The 18407-nt window shown below is 31.4% G+C and carries 20 protein-coding genes; all 20 read left to right on the forward strand.

All coding sequences use genetic code 11. The features are described 5' to 3' along the window. Positions 1-205 (forward strand): hypothetical protein (locus tag B2145_RS07925; RefSeq protein WP_291100655.1); only part of this gene is annotated, 205 nt, incomplete at its 5' end. Positions 206-314: 109 nt separating this feature from the next. Beyond that, a complete protein-coding gene (locus B2145_RS07930) occupies positions 315-446 on the forward strand; it encodes a DUF4113 domain-containing protein (protein ID WP_291100658.1) in 132 nt (43 codons plus the stop codon). Between the two features lie 193 nt (positions 447-639). Next, positions 640-771, forward strand: a complete 132-nt coding sequence (locus B2145_RS07935) for a hypothetical protein (protein ID WP_291100661.1) — start codon at positions 640-642, stop codon at positions 769-771. Between the two features lie 106 nt (positions 772-877). Continuing rightward, positions 878-1549, forward strand: a complete 672-nt coding sequence (locus B2145_RS07940) for a hypothetical protein (RefSeq protein WP_291100664.1) — start codon at positions 878-880, stop codon at positions 1547-1549. A 40-nt stretch (positions 1550-1589) separates the two neighbouring features. Further along, positions 1590-1697 carry a DUF4113 domain-containing protein gene (locus tag B2145_RS07945; protein ID WP_291100667.1) on the forward strand — a complete coding sequence of 36 codons (108 nt, stop codon included), beginning with the start codon at positions 1590-1592 and terminating at the stop codon, positions 1695-1697. A gap of 159 nt (positions 1698-1856) precedes the next feature. After that, positions 1857-2456, forward strand: a complete 600-nt coding sequence (locus B2145_RS07950; protein ID WP_291100669.1) for a hypothetical protein — start codon at positions 1857-1859, stop codon at positions 2454-2456. A gap of 89 nt (positions 2457-2545) precedes the next feature. Continuing rightward, positions 2546-4777, forward strand: a complete 2232-nt coding sequence (locus B2145_RS07955) for a hypothetical protein (protein WP_291100672.1) — start codon at positions 2546-2548, stop codon at positions 4775-4777. A 17-nt stretch (positions 4778-4794) separates the two neighbouring features. Then, entirely contained in the window at positions 4795-5694 is a 900-nt protein-coding gene (locus B2145_RS07960) for a coiled-coil domain-containing protein (protein WP_291100675.1), read from the forward strand. A gap of 11 nt (positions 5695-5705) precedes the next feature. After that, complete coding sequence (locus B2145_RS07965) at positions 5706-8261, forward strand: Hsp70 family protein (protein ID WP_291100678.1); 2556 nt, start codon at positions 5706-5708, stop codon at positions 8259-8261. A 20-nt stretch (positions 8262-8281) separates the two neighbouring features. Continuing rightward, entirely contained in the window at positions 8282-10084 is a 1803-nt protein-coding gene (locus B2145_RS07970; protein ID WP_291100681.1) for an AAA family ATPase, read from the forward strand. A gap of 34 nt (positions 10085-10118) precedes the next feature. Then, the gene (locus tag B2145_RS07975) at positions 10119-10772 is read left to right on the forward strand and encodes a CFI-box-CTERM domain-containing protein (RefSeq protein WP_291100684.1); all 654 of its coding nucleotides are present in this window, start codon (positions 10119-10121) and stop codon (positions 10770-10772) included. Between the two features lie 98 nt (positions 10773-10870). Next, positions 10871-11383 (forward strand): hypothetical protein, encoded by a 513-nt coding sequence (locus tag B2145_RS07980; RefSeq protein ID WP_291100687.1) that lies wholly within the window; start codon positions 10871-10873, stop codon positions 11381-11383. After that, positions 11376-11678, forward strand: a complete 303-nt coding sequence (locus B2145_RS07985; RefSeq protein ID WP_291100689.1) for a DUF6804 family protein — start codon at positions 11376-11378, stop codon at positions 11676-11678. Before B2145_RS07980 ends, B2145_RS07985 begins: the two co-directional genes overlap by 8 nt. A 176-nt stretch (positions 11679-11854) precedes the next feature. Next, on the forward strand, positions 11855-12454 hold the full coding sequence (locus tag B2145_RS07990; protein WP_291100692.1) for a hypothetical protein: 600 nt from the start codon (positions 11855-11857) through the stop codon (positions 12452-12454). Between the two features lie 1669 nt (positions 12455-14123). Further along, on the forward strand, positions 14124-14360 hold the full coding sequence (locus tag B2145_RS07995) for a hypothetical protein (RefSeq protein WP_291100695.1): 237 nt from the start codon (positions 14124-14126) through the stop codon (positions 14358-14360). A 181-nt stretch (positions 14361-14541) separates the two neighbouring features. Then, entirely contained in the window at positions 14542-15387 is an 846-nt protein-coding gene (locus B2145_RS08000) for an RteC domain-containing protein (protein ID WP_291101017.1), read from the forward strand. Positions 15388-15635: 248 nt separating this feature from the next. Continuing rightward, positions 15636-15989, forward strand: a complete 354-nt coding sequence (locus B2145_RS08005) for a helix-turn-helix domain-containing protein (RefSeq protein ID WP_072938690.1) — start codon at positions 15636-15638, stop codon at positions 15987-15989. A 26-nt stretch (positions 15990-16015) separates the two neighbouring features. Continuing rightward, positions 16016-16324, forward strand: a complete 309-nt coding sequence (locus B2145_RS08010) for a helix-turn-helix domain-containing protein (protein ID WP_072938693.1) — start codon at positions 16016-16018, stop codon at positions 16322-16324. Positions 16325-16407: 83 nt separating this feature from the next. Beyond that, the gene (locus tag B2145_RS08015) at positions 16408-17877 is read left to right on the forward strand and encodes a DUF3945 domain-containing protein (protein ID WP_291100702.1); all 1470 of its coding nucleotides are present in this window, start codon (positions 16408-16410) and stop codon (positions 17875-17877) included. Positions 17878-17937: 60 nt separating this feature from the next. Next, complete coding sequence (locus B2145_RS08020) at positions 17938-18402, forward strand: hypothetical protein (protein WP_072938699.1); 465 nt, start codon at positions 17938-17940, stop codon at positions 18400-18402. Positions 18403-18407 lie beyond the last annotated feature (5 nt).

Below are 18407 nucleotides of genomic sequence, written 5' to 3' on the forward strand. Positions count from 1 at the left end.
TAATTCGAAAGATGTTGAAAAAGCGTTAAAATTGTTTTTGAGTAATTATGAAAAAAAGACATTATTTCTTGAAAAAGAAAAATGGGTGTCTGACTTATGTTCCGATAATAAATTAGAAACAGCTATTCTGCGATCAAAAGGTTTTGGAGATGAAAACCCTTCGTATTCCAATATCTATAAAGCCTTTGAAAAGTTTAAACAATGAAATTTATAGAATAGAAACAAGTAAAGTGGATATACCGAATTGTTGGAACAAGAAAAATTCCCACATCATTTAGGTAGTACTATTAACCCCGACCGCGGAATTGCATTCCGTGCCCTTTCCAATTAGCAACTTAAATCCACTATACAACGACTCCCTCGATCGCCGGTGGAAAATGAAGCAAGAAAAACTTTTCCCATCCTTCACCACAAAAATCAAAGAAATTATCTCCATCAAATTGTAATAGCATATCAAAAGTTGCATATATTTGATAATGTAAAAAGCTATTTACAAGTAGCCGCCAAATGTGCAACATTAAAAATGAACAAACGTTTAAAATTGAATACAAAAATTAATTTATCAAAATATTGTCAACTATTATTTTTTTATGACTATTTTATAAATTTGGAATATATAACAAACTAAAATTTAAAATTATGGCACTTAAACCAGGACCGAAAAGAATAGCTACATCAACAGGAAAGCCAGACCAACGCCAACGTGATAATAAAGAAACACCCGGGAATACACCTTCATTAAAACCACCAAAAAATCCGTCAAAAAAATAATCCGTAAGTATGATTACCCCCTCTGGTGCTCGTCTTTGACGAGTACCTACTTAAATTCAATTCAATTCGTAGCGTTTACTCGCCGCTGCTGAATAGCAGTAACTTTATGAAGACAACACTACCAACAAAGAAACAAATTGAAACGGCACAACAAAAAAACGTATGGGACTTTGGTAATGCAATTCTATATAAACTCTGCAAGGACAATTTTAATCACGACACGGACGACCACATTCTAACGAAAGTTTTATTCATTGGGCGTATTTATGCTGCAGCAGTTGAAAGGAGAAAAAATAAGTCAAACGATATTAATGATAATTTTTACATTGACACAGTTGCTCCTGCTTTTAGAAAATCTAAACTTGACGAAAAATTATCAGTACTGAAAATTGGAAAGACTGAAAATATTAATAACATAAAATCTGTTTTGCAGACACATTATTTTTTGACAAGTATGCTTAAAAAAATCACAGCCCTAGAAAAGCGTTCTTTTAGTTCAAAGTATTTACATTTTCATCTTCCAGACTTGTTTTTTATTTATGACAGTAGAGCAGTTAACGCATTAAGAAAATTTACAAGTCAAGTTCCAAAGGACTTAAAATACATTCTTGAACTTGAAAATATTGACAATGAATATGCAAAGTTCTATTGTAAATGCTTTGATTTAAAAAGACAAATAAAAACTCAGTTAAACATTGAATTGACTAACAGACAACTTGATAATTTACTAATTGAAATAGCCAACAAACAAGGCAGCTTAAAATTGAAAACAATCTAATTCTAACAGAAGACCCAAAGCTGGCGTGATTTTCTAGCTCGTGCCCTCAACAAAAGAATCCCTCGACCGCCAGTGGAAAATGAAGCAAGAAAAACTTTCCCCATCCTTCACAACAAAAATCAAAGAAATTATCTCTATCCAATTGTAAAAGTGTACTAAAAGTTCTATATATTTGAAACAACTAATAGTCTCGAAACTATTTATGCAATCATTTGCAACTATTCAACCAAATTAGGGTGTATATACATTCTTTAAATTAGCATACAAATCCAAGTTATGAGCCTCACAAAAAAGAACTAAAAGTTTAATGGAAACAAAAAAGAAAATTTCGCCACAGGCAATTTTAGCTCTAAAGGAAGCTTTATCTGTTATTTACTGGAAAAAAGAGGATTTACAACAATTCATTAAATTAACAATTGATAATCCAGCCATTATTTCTACAATCAATTGGGCAGTTACAAAACGAGAAATTGTGAAAGAACTTCTTAATAGGATGACAAACCGACTAGATATTTACGAATCCGATTTATTGAATTTGGTTATGGCAGTAACAGATTTTAATGATTTTGGAAATTTAAAATATTGGGATGAAGATGGCTCCAAAACAAAAAAAGCCAAAGAAGCTGTACATTATTTAAGAAGTTTCACCAAAGGATTTATTCAAATAACAAAAGAGCAAGAAGAAGCTAAAATAAGAAAAGCCAAAGCAGTACAGAACACTAAAAAAGCTCTATCACTTGAACAAGAATTGGTACAATTTAAAGATGAATTCAATAAAATAGCTGTTAATACTAATTTCCAACAACGTGGATTTCAACTTGAAAAATTCCTTTACAACTTATTCCTGCTTTTTGATTTAGAACCAAAAGGATCTTTCAAGATTTATGGTGAGCAAATTGTCGGATGAAATCCTTGGTAAATCCTAACAAGAATAAGAAAATTAAAAAATTACAATTAATATAATACTTCAGTTGAACTTTATACAATGATTTAGAAATGGATATAATCAAAAATAACCCTTACAGGATAATAGGAATATTGATTGGTACTTCAACAAGGGAAGAACATACCAAAACCAAAAAGCTAAAAATGTATATTGATGCGGGTCAAGAAGTACCCGAAGACTTTAGCTTTCCCATTATTGGTGATTTAAATAGAAGTATTGATACCGTTGATGATGCAATTTCAAAATTGAATTTAAATAATGATCGTGTAAACACTTCATTATTTTGGTTTTATAATGGCAATGCCATTACTGATGAACCTGTGTTTGATGCTTTGAAAGCTTCAAAAGAAGAGGCTAAAGAAGCAATAGATGTTTGGATAAGATTGGCATCAGCAGATGAAGTTACAAAAAGAAACGCATCTGCTTTTCAGAATCTTTCCACTATATATTTAAATAGCGCTTTTAAGAAAACAACAATTTCTAAAAATAATCTCGAAAAAGGAATTACTCTTAAGTTGAAGTTTTTAGAAAGTGATTTCATAAATGATTTTATTAAACTTTCTTCCGACGAAACCTACAAAGTATCTAAAGAAGGTTTACAAATCTACTTCTTAAATCAAGTTTATAATGAAATTGAAAAAGTAGATAAAAACTTTGTGGATTGGTATCTTGATTGCATTACAAAAATTTCATTCACTGCAAAGCAAAATTATTTAAATAATTTCGTTTCAAAACCAATTGAAGTTGTCAAAAATCTAATCGAGGAAAATAAAACAGTAAGAAAAGAAAGCCCCAGTAAAGCATATATTTTAGGAAATGGTCTTTATACAACCGGAAGCGAAAAAATAAATACAATTAAAAATATTCTAGGTAAAAGCAATATCCAATTTACTTCCATCACGGATAAACTTTCTGATGAAATATTGCAATGTGGTATTGTTTACTTTAAAAAATTCAAAGATACTGCGACTGATCCAAGCGAAAAAGCAATGGATTTATTCAAAAAAGCAAAAAAACTGGCTGTTGGAAGTATTGCAATCCAAAGATGCCAAGAAAACACAGAAAACCTACAAGAATGGATTGATGAAAAACCGGAACGTGATAAATTGAGTCAAATCAAATCCCATCTTGATTCTTTACTGCACTTATTTGATGAATTTGAAAATAAAAATGAAACAATAGCTAATGCTAAAGTATTGGTTAATACGGCAAAACCTATTTTAATCAATATAAAAAGTGTTTTAGGCAGTACAGATGAATTATATTTAAGGCTTTCGACTCGTGTTGCTGGTCAGGCGCAAAGTTATATCATAGAAGAAGTAAACAATGTCCAAGAAAATTTAGATTACAATCTGGCTATTGACAGATACGGCACCCTAAATAGGATAAAGTCTGCCCTAAGAAATGGATGGGAAGTAACCAATTTAATTGGTACTTTAGATATGGAGGACGAATACAAAACGGTACGTTTTACTCCTAATAAAAATACGCTAAGAAGTTTATGTGTTCAATTAGATGTTAGTACAACCAGTATTAGTAGTCCTTCAATTTCAACTCCAAGACCAGCTCCAACACCAAGACCAGCACCTCCACAATCAAATTCAGAAGGGGTTAATTGGGTGGGTTGGATCATAGGTATAATTATTTTAATAGGAGCAATTAAGAGTTGTAGTGCAGCAAACAAAAATGAATACGACAATGATACTGCAATAGATACAACTGCAGTAGCTGTTGATACAACGGCTGTGATAGTTGATACAGCAGCAGTTGTTGCTGACACATCATCTTATGTTATAGATACATCAGCAATTATCCAACCAGAAGAAAATTATTCAAGTCCGTATATTGGCAACCAATTATCTAATGGTTCGTCTCCATTAAACAATTGTTTTGGTTCTGGTGATTATCAAGGAAATGCGACTTTGACAATTAAAAATGGTGGTAATTCAGATGCAATTGTGTGTTTATACAGTACTTCAAAAGACCGAACAATTAGAAATGAATATGTACAGAAAAATTCATCGTTTAAAATGTCAAGTATATCTCAAGGTTATTATAAAATTAGAGTGTTTTATGGTAATGATTGGAATCCTGGTTTAGAAAACAGTTGTGGCACAAAAGGAAATTTTGAATCGGATGTGAATTTTTCAGAATTTGATGGTACGGAATATTTTGAAGATAGTTCAAGAGGTTATACAAATGCAACGGTAACACTCTATACAGTTGCAAATGGAAACGCATCATCTTCATCTATTGACCAATCTTCTTTCTTTAATAAATAAATTAACTAATAAAACTAATGAAAAACAAACTATCATTCGGCATTATATTATTTTCTTTCGTAAGTGCTTTTGCACAAATAACCAAAGAAGATATAACCAAAGAAATAAAGCCTTTAACGGAAAAAGTTAAAACGCTTCAATCAGAAAACAATAAACTGAAAACTGAAATCAGTTCAATAAATTCTAAACTGGCTACAGTTAATCTAAAACTCGAAACTCTTGATCAAAAAGTGCAATCCAATGCTTCTGATATTCAAAATACGAATTCAGAGTTAAATGGAAAAATAACAAGTTCGGAAACAACAACAAATCATAAATTCACACAGGTTGATAATTCATTAAGTAATAATTCTTTGTGGTCAATTATTGGGATATTGGGAGCAATTATAGTTTCAGGATTTGTATACTGGTTAGTGAGTAAACGACAAACTATCGACAAAACAGATGTTGAGGCACAAATTAGTAAAACTACTAAAACTCTCGAAGAGGAAGGGGTTAAATTAGATACTAAATTGACAGAAGTACTAGAAACACAATTGAAATTAATACAAGAAGAAAGAGCTAAAACTCCAGCTAATAAATCAGAAGAAATAGACCATTCTTTAGCATTAAAAGTAGCTGATGAAATTGTACGTATAAATAAAAACCTATCCAATATGGATACAAGCACCAAAGGCTTAAAACAACTATCGGCATCTGTTAAACGTATTGAAGATACTTTTGCAGCAAATGGTTATGATATGCCTGAGATACTTAACAAACCTTTTGACTCAAGAGTAAAAATGGTAGCAAATATGGTTGAAGATGAAAATTTAGGAAAAGGAATTGAAATAATAACTAAAATAATAAAACCACAAGTAAACTATAAAGGAGTGCTTATACAATCAGCTCAAGTAGAAGTTTCGGTAGGTCAATAAATAATTAAAAAATGAGAACAAAAATAGACTACGGCATCGATTTAGGAACTACTAATTCTGCAATTGCAAGAATTGAAAATGGCAAACCAGTCATTAAAAAATCCGACACTCTAAAAGATACTATTCCTTCTTGTGTTAGCATAAATAAGAAAAAAAATATTTTAGCTGGGGATGCTGCTTTTAATGCTTTAAAAGTAGATAAAACTAGAGCGCTCAAAACTTTGAAGAACGAAGATTCTAATGCCTACATTGAATTTAAAAGAACGATGGGAACTGACGCTTCATTTCCAAGTTCTAATATGGGTAAAGTATTTTCATCGGAAGAATTATCAGCTGAAATATTAATGAAATTAAAATCATTTATTACAGATGAAGCGGTAAAATCGATAGTAATTACTGTTCCTGCTAAATTTACGATGGTTCAAAAGGATGCTACTGTAAAGGCTGGTAAACTAGCGGGTTTTGAGCATATTGAATTGTTGCAAGAACCTATTGCAGCATCTATGGCTTATGGTCTTGATGCTGAAAATAAAGATGGTATTTGGTTAGTTTATGATTTTGGTGGTGGAACTTTTGATGCAGCTCTAATTAAAGTTGAGGATGGTATTATGAAAGTTGTAGATACTGAAGGAGATAACTGGCTAGGAGGCAAAAACCTTGATGAAGCAATTGTTGATCAAATTATTCTACCCTATTTAGAAAATAATTTTTCAATTAACGAAATTTTATCTAATTCTGAAAAAAAAGAAGTCCTACGAAACTCGGTAAAGTATTTTACTGAGGAATGTAAAATTCAAATGTCATTTAGAGACAATCATAATATTTTAACTGATTTAGGAGATTTACCTATTGAAGATGAAGAAGGCGAAGAATTATCTTTGGATATTGACGTAACTCAAGAAAGTTTAAAGGAGGTTGTTGGCCCAATCTTTCAAAAGTCAATTGATATTTGTAAAGATTTATTAAAAAGAAACAATCTAAAAGGGTCTCAATTAACAACAGTATTATTAGTTGGTGGCCCAACATATTCTCCAATTTTGAGAAAAATGTTAAAGGAGCAAATAACAGATAAAATCAATACAAGTATTGACCCAATGACATCTGTAGCTTCTGGTGCTGCATTGTTTGCTTCAACTATTTCTGTTTCAGAAGAAGTGATGGAACAAAGCAGAGACACTACAAAGTTACAATTAGAAATAAAACACGAGGCAACAACAGTTGAGGAGGAAGAAATGGTAAACATCAAAATCCTTAAAGAAAAAACTGAAGGCACTATTCCAGATAAAGTTTTTGCAGATGTGGTGCGTGGTGACAAAGCTTGGTCAAGTGGAAAAAAACAAATTAGTGGAAAAGCCACTTTAGTTGATGTCCAGTTAAATATGGGTGCATCAAATACTTTTGAAGTTATACTATATGATGAACAAGGAAACAAGTTAGAATGTCAACCTAATACGTTTAACATATTACAAGGAATTAATCCTGGACAAGCTACTTTACCCTATCATATTGCAATTGAAATCACTGACCGTATTCAAGGAAAGGATTTATTAACAGCTATAAAAGGATTAGAAAAAAATCAGACACTACCTGCAACTGGAATAACTGAAAAATTAAAAACGCAAAAAGATATTCGTCCCGGAATAAGTTCGGATGAAATTATCATTCCTATCTATCAAGGAGATTATTATGCTGAAGGGACAACAGCTATCCATAGCACTCATATAAACGACGTAAAAATTAACGGAGAAGATTTACCTTCATTACTTCCAGCTGGTAGTGATGTTGAAATTACTTTAAAAGTGGATCGTTCCGAGCAAATGACAGTATCTATTTTCTTCCCTTATTTAAACCATACTGAACAACAAACGGTAGAAATAATCCAAGGTAAGTCTGTTAGTAAAGAATGGTTGGAAAATGAAATCAGAAAAGCAAGAAAAACTGCTAAAAGATTAAAGGAAGAAAACAATTCAACAGAGGTTGAAAAAATTATTACCAACATTAATGGTATTGCTGAACAATTAGAACACAAAGGCGGTGGAGATAGTGGTAAACTCGAAGTTCAAGATAATTTATTAAAAGAACTAAGGGCATTAGACAAATTGGATAGTGAAACCGAATGGCCAAAAGTGGAAAAAGAATTAAAAGAAAACTTTTATGAATTAGAAGAATTGCTAAATAAAGTAAAAAGCAATGGTGATGAAAGTGATTTAAAAATGGAAGCAATCGATGCCCATATGAAAGAGTTCAAAATAAAAATTGAACAAATCATAAAAGAGAAAAGTGTAATTCACGCCAAAGAATTAATCGAAGAAATAGATAGTTTGGATTTTAATATCAGAGATATTTTGGCAGGTCCACAAATGGATATTTCAATGATAAATAACATTAATTCCAATTTTTCAAATACAAATTGGAAAGACAGTAACAAAGCTAGAACCTTATTAAACCAAGCCATTCAATCTATTAATAACGGTAATGTTTCAAATTTGAGACCAATATTAATTCAAATAATTGATGTTATGGATAGAGAAGACGCTGAGAAACTAACGGGTAAATTAACTAGATAATTAGAAATTAACGAAACTAGATGCTGTCGAAAAACTTTTCTATAAATGATGATTACAAAGTTTTACTATTCGTAAAACAAGGCTTCTATGCAGAAACTTATAGAGTTAAAGGAAATGATGGGAAACTTTACTTCTTAAAGCTGTTTAATTATTCTCAATTGCATAAATCTGCCTTTGATGTAAATAATAATATTCTTGAAATAGAATTAGTAAAATCAATTCAACACCCAAATTTGGTTACTTACAAAGACAGCGGTGAAATTGTTATTGAAAATAAGAAATATGCCTATTTGGTTCTAAATTTTATAGCTGGGGAAACGTTATCTGAAAAGATAATTCGTGAAAAATATAAATCGCTTTATGATATTAAAAGCATAATTATTGAAATACTGGAAGGTTTAAAATACTTGCATCAACAAGCCAACCCTATAATTCACAACGAAATTACACTGCAAAATGTAATGTTAGATTTAGCACAAGGCAATCCAAAAACGAAAATCATTGATTTTGGTTACGCTAGAGAGTTTCATCAATCATCAAAGGTTTTTAATAAAGAAGGATTAAATCCTAATTTTCTTGCCACTGAATGTTTTCATAATATTTATTCGCCTCAATCTGATTTGTTTTCGGTAGGTATAGTTTTATACCAATTGATTTACAATTCATTACCTTGGATTATTGATGTTTCTAAATTTAAAGGTAAACAGACTGAATTGGAAGATAAAATTGTAGAGGAAAGAAAGAAAAAAATAAAATTTCCAAATGTTTCTGATGATATTATTGATTTCGATGATGATATAACTAATATTATTAAAAAAGCATTGCATACTGATACAGAAGTTAGATTTAGTTCTGTGGATGAATTTATAAAAGCACTAAAAGGCGAAGTAATTGTTGATGATATTGATACAATTCAAATTCAAAAATCCGATAAAGAACCTACTAAAAAGAAAACAAAATATAGTTCAGTAGCAAAAGGAAAAGGGTTTAGTGCTATTGCAGGAATGCAAGATTTAAAAAACCAACTTCAAGTTGATGTTATTGATGCACTTCGTAATCCGGAAGAGTATGAAAAATACGGAGTAACTATTCCAAATGGAATGTTATTATTTGGTCCTCCGGGTTGTGGTAAAACATTTTTTGCTAAACATTTTGCGGAAGAAGTAGGTTTTAATTTTATGTTAATAAAACCATCATCGTTAAAAAGTCGTTATGTCAATGCTACTCAGGAAAACATTGCCAAGATGTTCGAGGAAGCAGAAGAAAACGCACCAACTATAATTTTCATTGATGAAATGAACGAATTAGTGCCAAATCGAGACAGTGATGCTCACGAGATGTCTAAAAGTGCTGTGAATGAAATGCTAGCCCAAATGGACAGAACAGGAGAAAAAGGAATTTTCATAATCGGAGCTACTAATTATCCGCATATGATTGATCCTGCCATTTTGAGAGCCGGCAGATTAGATAAAAAATTCTATTTGTCCCCCCCTGATTTTGAAGCAAGAAAAGCTATGTTTGAAATGTACCTGAAATCAAGACCAATTGATTTTGGTATGGATTACGAAAAATTAGCAAACCTTACAAATAATTTTGTTGCTGCTGATATTGAACTTTTAGTAAATGATGCCTCTAGAAATGCCTTGAAAATTAAAGGAAGGATTACTATGGAAATACTTGAAAATGTAATAAAAAACACAAAGCCCTCCGTTTCAATAACAGAATTAAATAAATACGAAGTGCTTAGAAAAAAAATGGATGGAGGAAATGCTCCGATAATTGATAAAACGAACGAACGTCAAATAATAGGTTTTAAAAAATAAAAATTTTAACTAATAGTTATTATAAATCTTAATAATGCACAAACTTACATCTAGACAAGAAGCTATATTATCAGATACTCGAAAAATTTTTGAAAAAAATACAGATGTTGAATTTATTAAAAAACGTAAACGTTTTTTAAATCAAATTTTTCCTAATATCGAGGAGTTATATAAAAATAACCCCAATGAATTTGAAGAAATTTCAACTGGGATATATTCTATAATGTACAATCAGGAAGTTAAATATATTACATCACTTCTAAAAACAAAAGATTATAAGAGTCTTCAAGAGTATAAAAAGGAATTAGGAACTTTTGGACGGATTAAATATCTAGAACTTGAAAATTCTGGTAAATCGAGACTTTGCCAATTTTTAATTGAATATGAAGACTTAATTAAAGACTGGATGGATAGTGAAAATGGAAGTCGTGCAATTCTTAAGGAGGTTAATAAAGATGATGGATATTGTTATGTTGCTACTATGGTTTATGGTGATTATAATCATCCAAATGTAATTCAGTTAAGAAATTACAGAGATAATAAACTTAATAAATACGAATTAGGAAGAGCTTTTATTTCATATTATTATAAATACTCCCCTTATTGGGTAAAAAGAATGAAGAATTGTTCTTTAATCAATAAACTTTTAAAAATTTCAATTGATCTTATTGTTAGTAAAATAAAATAGTAGTTTCATTTATGTTTCATCGATTATAAATTGAGTCTTAATCAATAGTAAATGGATAAGTCCGCAATGTCTAATAAAATATTCAAAAAATAGAAAAAATGGAAACAATCACTTTTGACAAATTACTTTTAAAAACTGCTTTTTGTTGTATGGCTTCTGATGGAGATATTGACAAAAGAGAAGTTGCATTGATAAAAAAAATGTGCCAGCAATCACCACTATTTACTGACTTTGATTTTACTAAAGAAATCAATATTCTGTTGGAAAAGATTAATCAACGCGGTTCAGAATTTATTCAATATTATTTTAATTTACTCCACAAGACTGTTTTATCAGAAGAAGAAGAATTAAACATAATAAACTTTGCGATTAATACCATTAATGCTGATGAAACAGTTGAATATTCAGAAATAAAATTTTTTAAAGCAATGCGTAAATGTCTAAATATAACTGATGAAACTATTTTAGCTGTGTATCCAGATTTAGAATACTATTTAGAGGAAGATATTAATATAGAAAGTGAGTTAGATAAATTAGTCAATAACTATTTAAGTTCCGTTGAATTACCACAATTTGAACATATCAAATTAGATAATTTAGAAAATGAATAATTCATTTATAAAAATAGGTTTAGCATTATTCTTTTTTATATGTCTTGTTGATATGCCTTATGGCTACTACCAATTTGTCCGTTTTGTAGCAATGGTTGGTTTTGCCTATTTGGCTTATTCTGCAAATGAACAAAGCAACAAGAACGAAGTGTTTCTCTATATTGGATTAGCAATATTATTTCAACCATTTATCAAAGTGGCTTTAGGTAGAACAATATGGAATATTATAGATTTAGCAGTTGGTATTGGTTTAATAGTGTCATTATTCCAAAGAAAAATAAAAGTTAAATCATAATCATTAAATACTTAATTTAAAAAGCAATAATGTTGTAAAATGAATAAAAGCAATGTTACTAACAAAGTAAAGTTTGCACAATAATCACTCGGCAGATAATGAAAAATGAAACAAGAAAAGTTTACAAAATGTTACAATACTAGAATTGATGATATCTTTCAAAAAAACTTATAATTATGTCAAAAAAATTAAGGAAGGAACCAATATTTATAGCTCCAGATATTTTTGGATGGATAGATGAACAATATAATCCTCATATCTTTGATGACGTTAATAAAGTAGAATTAAATGCCTATAATGCTTTTGATAAAATTACTATTTATGAAAGACAAGTAAAGGAGTGGTTTTTAAATCCTGCAATTAAGTTATTAAAGTACAATAATAGGAATAAAGGATTTATCGTGTTAATGATTTGTTTGTCATATATAGAAGGTGTTGAACAGTTTAAAGTAGGATCTAGTAGTGATGGAAGAAGTAAATTGTTTTTCAGAAACTCTATGAATAGAATTTACCCTAATATGTTTAATGATAATCAATTAAACAATTTTTATTCACAAGCAAGATGTGGACTTTTTCATAATGGTATGGTTCAAGGTAAAATTGTAATTAATAATAGTTTTGAAAGAAGTATTGAATTTTTAGATTATACAGACATAAAGATTAGTCCCTCAAAATTTTTAAAAGATATAATTTTAGATTTTGAAAATTATATTGCAGAATTGAAGAACAATGAAATTAGTAGAAATAATTTTAGTAATATGTATTCAAATATATAATTATGTATTTCCATTCAAAACAATCAAAAGTAGCTACAGAAGGCGAAAATAAATTTAAATCTAAAATCTATAATATCCCCCAATCCAAGAATTTGCTTTTCCTTACGAGGTAAATTTGGTTGCTAAAAACCTAAATCCAAATTCTCTTTTCTAATTAACATTCTGATTTAAAAGAAACCCCTTAAAGTTCGGTGGTAAAAGAACGTTTTACATTTCTGTTGCCACTCCTTTGCCAACGCTCCAAAAAAAATTACTGTCACGGTTTTTGAATCAAAAACACGTACGCTTCGCAACTCGTGCCAGTAATTTTTTTCCCCAAGCTGTGTTACATAATTGAGTATTATAGTTCATTACAAAGCTTTTATATTGTTTTTTTGGTTTTTGCAATGAAGCTATAATATCATTTATGTAAAACAGCCGCCACACCCAACGCGCTAGCCAGTGGCTCCAGGACAACATTTTTTATTGCTTCCTCGCACCGGCCTGCAATAAAAAAATCCGTCCTTCGCCACTGTCCTTAACAACGTTCGCCATTTCATAGAATATTTTCTGTAACTACCTGCTTTCAAGAACGTTCACGGTCACTGTTTTTAGCAACTTGATATTCCACTAAATCCTTCTATATAAATAATAGGATTTGATATGTTTTTTAAATCAATATTGTTTACTTGCTGTGCAAATAGAAAGCTTTGAAATAGCAAGCATGCGATAAGTAATGCATTATTTTTAATCATTATATAGTTTTTTTGTTGAGTTAATAATTCAAATAAAATCTTTCTTCTCGAATTTCTACTTTTTCTCTATTGTTATTTCAAACCAAAATGTCCTGCTCAAATGGCAGGACTAAAATTGTGATTGGTCTATTGGGTTTTCGGGTTTGTTGTCGTCTTTGGAGCAACAGGATAATGTTAAGTAGTTGCTGTTAAATAATCGAGACTTTTACTTCTTATAAATAATGTTAATTGCATAGCAAAATAAGGCGAAAATATCATTTTACGAAATTACAAAAGTGACGATTATTTAATTATGGCTACTTACTAATAATAAGAGTAGGTTTTTCATATGTTTTTTTGTTAAAAATAAGGTTTATAATATTTCGTAATGTTAATTTATAGTTATTTTAAGACAAAGTCGCTCAAGAGGGTGCTATATAAAGTAAGTGTCCCATTGAAGGCGGGTACATTGGCAAACTCCATACATAATCCGAAAGAATATCTATATTTGGATCAAAAAAGAAAACTAGCTGTACAAAAAAGATTGCAAAAACAAGTAGAAAATTACCAATTCTCAGTAGATGATTTTACGTTTTCAACTACTTGATTTTTAAATAATTAAAAAAAACATTAGTTAGAATATTTAGACGAACCCAAACATTAAGAGAAATGAAGAAAATTCTAATAGTTATATTTTTTTTGATTAGCAACAGTTTTACACTTTTAGCACAAGTCCGAGTAGAATTTAAGTTGCATTTTTCTGAAATCTATGCGACTTATGATTTCCTTGCAAAAATATCTGACAATTATCCAGACAATGATTTAAAGACCATTTACGCTAAATCAAAGTATAATATGGAAAGTTATAAAAAGTAGATTTCGGATTTTGAAAAAATTCGCTTAAACTATACCTATTCCTTCGACCAATATCCTCTCTTCCACTTAAAGTGGCTATGATGTCTGTAGATTTATTAGAAAAAAACTTGGCAACAAGCCAAACCATACAAGAATTTAAGAACAAGTCTTTAGGGATTATACCAAACGAAGACTTGATTGCTTTTTCTGAAACCATAGAAAAGTTTCAATTTATCTATCACGAATTAGTAGTCCAACCAAACATCTCGACTCTTGAAGTGGATATGTTGCCTATTTTTTTATTTCCACAATTAAAGCGACAATATTACGTTAATTAATAATCATAACTTATAAAAGTGCCATTATTACTACAATAAAATAATAGAAAGATGAAATAAACAAGAAATACTGTAGCTAATTATGCTTAGGAAATACTTTCTTTTATCATATTAATGTTTGTAAACTAATTAGGGGAATTCGCTATAAAGGACGGTAATCCTCATAAAAAATATAGTTATGATGAAGTACTCGTTGCAAAACATCATTTTAGAGATTCATAACAAGGAGGATAAGATTTTATCGCAAAATAAGAGATTGATTGATGAAGCTTACGAAATGATCTTGTACCTCCAAGACTTGTTATTTACGGTCAAGAAATATGTTATTGAAGAGGGATTTAAAAATGATGAAGAAGAGATATATTTTTTCCATACCATTAAGCCGAAAATCCTTGGAAAGCTAATTTATTACAATAAGGTATACCGCATAGAAACTGGTTGCCCTGTTAATAATGGCAAAATATATCACACCTATTTTACAAGCCGTTTGCAGGAATTGAAAAAAGAATACGATGAGCACATTTGTAATTCAGATTTTTATAGATATTACCGCTCAGGAAGATCTGATAACGATGAAGTTTACTTCCGACTTGGCAACATCAATTATCACGATGGACTTAATAGTTTCGTATTTGAAATAGATTCTCAGTTCTCTACTTTTTATGACTATAAAATTGCTCGAATTATAGCAAATGAGTTATTGTATAATTACTTGCTAACAAAAATTAATCCCGACGAAAATCCTGATGTGATTTTACAAAATTCTGAATCAACAAAAGATGTTTTTTGGACAGATAGCAAAAATGCACTTATCGAATTGGTGTATGCTCTTTATGCTTCAGGAGCTATTTCTCACGGCAAAATTGGTATCCGAAAAATAAGCTTAATGTTTCAGATACTTTTCCGAGTTCCTCTTGGAGATCTGCATCACTCTTTCCACCGAATGAAAACACGGGTAGGTTCCCGAACTGCATTTTTAGACCAGCTCAAAATATCCCTCGAAGAATATATGGATAAAGAGCTTTAGCGGTTCAATACAGTAATTTCAAAGCAGTACACAAAATGTACTGCTTTTTCTTTGCCCATATCTGCCAATTGGCAAATGTTGGCAAAACTCCATTACAAAATATGCAAAATGCCTCAAAACCCTTATTAAACAAGGTTTTTTTCTATTTATAAAAATTTTTAAAAAACCGCCAAACCAATTGGCAAGGATTGGCAGACAAACACTACCACCTTTCACAATTTTGCATAGTGAACTTTAAATGCTGTGCAATGAAAATAATAACTATTGAGGAAGAAGCCTGGCAACAGCTAAACAGCCGTATCAATGCCATTGCCGACTATCTGAAAAGACAGGAAGATAAAAGCTATGATGACCTGTGGCTCAATAACCACGAAGTATGCCAATACCTGCATGTCAGCGAAAAAACCCTCTGGCGTATGCGTACCAAAGGCGAGATAGCTTATTCAAAAATCTATGGTCAATACTTCTATACCATTGGAACTATTAAGGATATGCTCAACGCCAATGCCATACAGAGCAGTGATGAATTTGTGCAGGAACTTATGGCAAAAGGCAAAAGCTATATCGAAAAAGGCAGAAAGCTAAAGACAGATAAAAAATAGGTATTAACCCTTAAAAGTATATCCCTATGAATATAGATAGAATGGAATTTTTGGCGTGGATGGAACGCCTGATGGGTCGCCTTGATATGCTGGGCGACACTATAGACGAATTACAAAAAAAACGTAACAGTATAGACGGTGAGGAATTATTGGATAATCAGGATTTGCTCCAAATGCTAAAAATCAGTAACCGTTCCCTGCAACGGTATCGCTCCATCGGCAAGCTGCCTTATTATACCATTAGCGGAAAATTGTATTACAAACTGTCTGATGTGCATCAGTTTATCAGGGAGAGTTTTAATCCTCCCATAACTAAACTGAACGCCAATAAGTGACAAATACTGCCTTTGACTGCCACTTTAGGTAATGCAATGAACGCTTCCTTTATATTCGGCATAGAACTTAAAATTTTCGGATTATGAGTAAAGAAACAACAAATAAACAGGAAATGCCCGAACAACTATCGGACATATTATTGGTGCTGGATAAAGAAAAAATGAAAATCCAAGCCGTAAAGAGTATGGACGAAAACGGGAAAATGGAAACCGTTGAACCAACGAAAAAGAACCAAAACCAATTTATGCGTGTGGACAAAAGTGGTGATTTCTTCTCCAATTTCTTCTCCAATTTTTTTAGCCAACTGAAGAACCCAACCAATTTGTCATTTTTTAAAGTATCGGCTGATGAAGCTTTAAATAAAGCACAGGAAATGCAAAAGCAGGTAGATAACCCAACACCCGAAGGTGAAAAAGTGATGAAAGAGCACGAAGTGAAAACCGAAAATCAACTAGATAAAAAACAAGTAAATCAAAATAATATGGAAACAGCACAAACAACGCCGGAAACAAGCGAATACCGCTACAAGCCGGAACAGATTGATTGGGACACAATGAACAATCTCGGATTAAGTAAAGAATACCTTGAAAAAAGAAACCTTCTTGAACCTTTATTGAAAGGCTACAAAACCAATGAGCTTATACCTGTGAGCGTTAATTTTGGCACAGCCATTCTCCGCACAGATGTACGCTTGTCTTTACAGGCAACCGAAGACGGAAGAGTAGTTCCTGCATTGAACGGCATTCGTAAAGAACCGAACCTCAACTTTGAGTTTTTCGGATACAAGTTTACGAATGAGGACAAGAAAAACCTACTCGAAACAGGTAATATGGGTCGTGTGGTTGATTTAAAAAATTCCAAAACAGGCGAACTGATGCCCTCTATTATCAGTGTGGACAGGCTTACCAATGAGCTGGTTGCATTACGAACGGATTTCATAAAAGTCCCCGATGAAATTAAAGGCGTGAAATTGGACGATACCCAAAAGCAAACTTTAATAGAGGGTAAACCGCTAAAGTTAGAAGGCATGATTTCTACGAAAGGAACTGAGTTTTCGGCAACAGTACAGTTCAATGCGGACAAGCGTTATGTTGAGTTTCTTTTTGATAGAAGTAATTCTAATAAGCAAACGCAAAGCAACGGACAGAACAATCAACAAAGCAATCAGCAAAATCAACCACAGGAAGCTCCAAAAACATTCCGTGGTAAGGAACTGACCGATGAGCAAAATAAGGATTTCAAAAACGGTCAAACCATTTACATTGACGGCTTGACAGATAAAAAAGGACAACCTTATCAAGGCTATATCACTTTCAATAAAGAAAATGGGAAAACCAATTTTGAATTTCCTAATCAATACAAGGAAAGGATAAAGCCTACTGAAGCCCATAAAACACAAACTGACGTCAATTCAGAAGGCAAAACCAATGAGCCAACCAAGAACATCAAAGAGCCATTAAAATCAGGACAAAAAAATCCTGATAGTAAACAGCAACAGGAAGAACAGGAAAAACCAGAAGCACCTGCAAAGTCCAAAGGCAGAAAAATGTAACAAGAAAAAAATCGTGCGAAAAGCCAAGTACTATAAGGATTAAACAAAAAAATATTTGTTATGAATAAACAATCAATTAGCGAACAATATTCGCAGGAAAAAAGGACTGATATCCTCTTGATAATGAATAAAGGGGACAATAAGATCTATGGTATGAAGGGCGTTGGGAAATATGATGAATTTGAAACAGCAGAAGTAAACCTGAAAAATCAAGAACAATTTAAGCTGTTCGATAAAAATGGTAGTTTCCTTATGGAATTTCTGATCGAATTCTTTTCGTCGATGCAAAATCCAATCCAATTCAGATTTTTTATTGTGCCACAATCCCAAGCAGTGGAGTTGTCGGATAAAATTCAGTCAGGTGTCAATAATTCATCTAAAGAAGACAAATCATTGGTACAGAAATATGAATTGCAAATCGATCACTTATCAGGACGATTGAAAGCAGGAAACGAAAATTTCGACATTCAAAGGAAACCGGAACAGCTAAAGACACCTGCTAAGTCCAAAGGCGTAAAAAGATAATCAAG

It is taken from the genome of Flavobacterium sp. UBA5153 (genome assembly GCA_002413745.1).
In the GTDB taxonomy this organism is placed as follows: domain Bacteria; phylum Bacteroidota; class Bacteroidia; order Flavobacteriales; family Flavobacteriaceae; genus Flavobacterium.

What these genes read in the sequence shown, in the direction of transcription:
- B2145_RS07935 (WP_291100661.1), top strand. Translation starts at nt 640, where the DNA reads ATGGCACTTAAACCAGGACCGAAAAGAATAGCTACATCAACAGGAAAG.
- B2145_RS07940 (WP_291100664.1), top strand. Translation starts at nt 878, where the DNA reads ATGAAGACAACACTACCAACAAAGAAACAAATTGAAACGGCACAACAA.
- B2145_RS07950 (WP_291100669.1), top strand. Translation starts at nt 1,857, where the DNA reads ATGGAAACAAAAAAGAAAATTTCGCCACAGGCAATTTTAGCTCTAAAG.
- B2145_RS07955 (WP_291100672.1), top strand. Translation starts at nt 2,546, where the DNA reads ATGGATATAATCAAAAATAACCCTTACAGGATAATAGGAATATTGATT.
- B2145_RS07960 (WP_291100675.1), top strand. Translation starts at nt 4,795, where the DNA reads ATGAAAAACAAACTATCATTCGGCATTATATTATTTTCTTTCGTAAGT.
- B2145_RS07965 (WP_291100678.1), top strand. Translation starts at nt 5,706, where the DNA reads ATGAGAACAAAAATAGACTACGGCATCGATTTAGGAACTACTAATTCT.
- B2145_RS07970 (WP_291100681.1), top strand. Translation starts at nt 8,282, where the DNA reads ATGCTGTCGAAAAACTTTTCTATAAATGATGATTACAAAGTTTTACTA.
- B2145_RS07975 (WP_291100684.1), top strand. Translation starts at nt 10,119, where the DNA reads ATGCACAAACTTACATCTAGACAAGAAGCTATATTATCAGATACTCGA.
- B2145_RS07980 (WP_291100687.1), top strand. Translation starts at nt 10,871, where the DNA reads ATGGAAACAATCACTTTTGACAAATTACTTTTAAAAACTGCTTTTTGT.
- B2145_RS07985 (WP_291100689.1), top strand. Translation starts at nt 11,376, where the DNA reads ATGAATAATTCATTTATAAAAATAGGTTTAGCATTATTCTTTTTTATA.
- B2145_RS07990 (WP_291100692.1), top strand. Translation starts at nt 11,855, where the DNA reads ATGTCAAAAAAATTAAGGAAGGAACCAATATTTATAGCTCCAGATATT.
- B2145_RS07995 (WP_291100695.1), top strand. Translation starts at nt 14,124, where the DNA reads ATGTCTGTAGATTTATTAGAAAAAAACTTGGCAACAAGCCAAACCATA.
- B2145_RS08000 (WP_291101017.1), top strand. Translation starts at nt 14,542, where the DNA reads ATGAAGTACTCGTTGCAAAACATCATTTTAGAGATTCATAACAAGGAG.
- B2145_RS08005 (WP_072938690.1), top strand. Translation starts at nt 15,636, where the DNA reads ATGAAAATAATAACTATTGAGGAAGAAGCCTGGCAACAGCTAAACAGC.
- B2145_RS08010 (WP_072938693.1), top strand. Translation starts at nt 16,016, where the DNA reads ATGAATATAGATAGAATGGAATTTTTGGCGTGGATGGAACGCCTGATG.
- B2145_RS08015 (WP_291100702.1), top strand. Translation starts at nt 16,408, where the DNA reads ATGAGTAAAGAAACAACAAATAAACAGGAAATGCCCGAACAACTATCG.
- B2145_RS08020 (WP_072938699.1), top strand. Translation starts at nt 17,938, where the DNA reads ATGAATAAACAATCAATTAGCGAACAATATTCGCAGGAAAAAAGGACT.